3 protein-coding genes are annotated in these 2,030 nt (G+C 69.7%); all 3 read left to right on the top strand.

Features of this window, described 5'->3' with window-relative positions:
• Positions 1–312: 312 nt before the first annotated feature.
• Positions 313–678: an NADH-quinone oxidoreductase subunit A gene (locus HY049_19415; protein ID MBI3451068.1), complete on the top strand. Its 366-nt coding sequence runs from the start codon at positions 313–315 to the stop codon at positions 676–678.
• Between the two features lie 23 nt (positions 679–701).
• Complete coding sequence (locus HY049_19410; GenBank protein MBI3451067.1) at positions 702–1,151, top strand: NADH-quinone oxidoreductase subunit C; 450 nt, start codon at positions 702–704, stop codon at positions 1,149–1,151.
• 3 nt (positions 1,152–1,154) lie between these two features.
• On the top strand, positions 1,155–2,030 hold an 876-nt coding region (locus HY049_19405; GenBank protein ID MBI3451066.1), incomplete at its 3' end, for an NADH-quinone oxidoreductase subunit H.

Raw genomic sequence — 2,030 nt, 5'->3', positions numbered from 1 at the left:
TCGCGAGAACGCCGATGAGCATCCGCGGCCGGATGAGGCGGCCGGTGCGGAGGCCGACGAGCGCGCGCGCGGTCCGATCGGCGGTGCCGTCGGCCCAGCGCATGAGCGAGTGCCGTAGTGAGGGTGGTGTGGCGGCGCGCCGGGACGCGGTCACGACCGACAAAACCCTCTTCGCCTCCCCGTTCGCTGCGTACGCTTTCCGTACGATGAGACTGGCCTCGGCCACCGTACCCCCGCCGGCCTGACGGTGTCAAACGGCCGGCCGAGCGCTGGTTTGCGGTCGTCACGAGGCCAGCCGTACGCTTGGGCGCGGTGCCCGACTACAACCTTTCGTATCTATACGTCTTCGTCTTCTTCCTCGCGGGGGCACTGTTCACGAGCCTGCTCCTCGGGATCAGCCGGCTCATCGCTCCCCGGAAGCCGACGCGCGAGAAGCTCCGCACCTACGAGTCGGGGGAGGAGCCGGTCGGGCAGGCCTGGGGCCGGTACCCCACCCACTTCTACGTCTTCGCCCTCCTCTTCGTGGTCTTCGACGTGGACGTCATCTTCCTCATCCCGTGGGCCGCGTTCTTCCGCTCCTTCGGCTGGACCGGCCTCGTCGAGATGGTCCTCTTCGTCGGCGTCCTGGTCGTCGGTCTCGTCTACGCCTGGCGGAAAGAGGCCCTCCGGTGGTACTGAGCGCTCCCCGGCCCGCGCCCGGCTTGGGTGCCGCGGTCGCCAAGATCGCGGGCCTCGCGGGCGACCGGGCACGGGTCTCCACGCTCCACGACATGGTCGTCGTGGACGTGCCGCGCGAGCACCTCCTGGCGCTGGCGCGCGCGGTCCGCGACGGCGCCGGCTGCGACTTCTACTCGGTGAACGCCGGGGTCGACCTGGGGAGCGAGCTCCGTTCGGTGACCTTCGTCCGGAGCACCGCGAGCGGGCTCTCGGTCATGCTGCGGACGCGGTGCGCCGAGGACGACCCGCACGTTCCCTCGCTCGTCGGGCTCTGGGCCGGCGCGAACTGGTGCGAGCGCGAGACGTACGACATGTTCGGGATCGTCTTCGACGGGCACCCCGACCTGCGCCGGATCTTCCTCGAGGAGTCCTTCCCGGGGCACCCGCTCCGGAAGTCGTTCCTCCCGCCGCGCAGCGACGCGCGGGGCGGCTAGAAGATGCCCGACGGACCCCTCGGCCTCGATCCCGTCGTCTGGGCGGTGCTCCGCCTCCTCATCGCGGTGGTGCTCGCGATCGTCGTCGTGCTGAACGGGGCGCTCGTGCAGATCTACCTGGAGCGGAAGATCCAGGCGCTCATGCAGGACCGCGTCGGGCCGATCCACACCGGGCCCTTCGGCCTCCTCCAGACGATCGCCGACGCGCTCAAGCTCATCGGCAAGGAGGACATCCGGGCGCGGGTCACCGACAAGTGGTTCTTCCTCGCCGCGCCGCTCATCGTCTTCAGCCCGATGCTCGCCTCGTTCGCGGTGCTGCCCTTCGCGCCCGGCATCCTCGGCGCCGATCTCAACATCGGGCTCCTCTACCTGACCACCCTCGGCTCCATGACGGTGCTCGGCATCGTCATCGCCGGGTGGGCCTCGAACGACAAGTACTCGCTCATCGGCGGCCTCCGCTCGGCGGGCCAGCTCGTCTCGTACGAGGTGCCGCAGATCCTCTCGCTCGTGACGGTCGTGCTCGTCACCGGCTCGCTCTCGATGGTGGACATCACCGAGTCGCAGCCGGGGCTCCTCGTGAACCTCCTCGTCCTCCCGCTCGCGTTCTGCACCTACTTCATCGCGGCGCTCGCCGAGACGAACCGCAACCCCTTCGACCTGCCCGAGGCCGAGTCGGAGCTCGTCGCGGGGTTCCTCACCGAGTACTCCGGCATGCGCTGGGGCGTGTTCTTCGTCGCCGAGTACGGCGAGGTCGCGGTGGTCTCGTCGATCATGACGACGCTCTGGCTCGGCGGCTGGCACGGACCGGGGGTGGACGCGCTTCCCGTCCTCGGCGTCCTCTGGTTCACGCTGAAGGCGTACGCGGTCGTGCTCACGTTC

The sequence above is a fragment of the Acidobacteriota bacterium genome (assembly GCA_016195325.1).
Lineage (GTDB): Bacteria > Acidobacteriota > Polarisedimenticolia > JACPZX01 > JACPZX01 > JACPZX01.
Note: the sequence above shows the minus strand (reverse complement) of the source record. Positions and strands in the feature narration are given on the sequence as shown.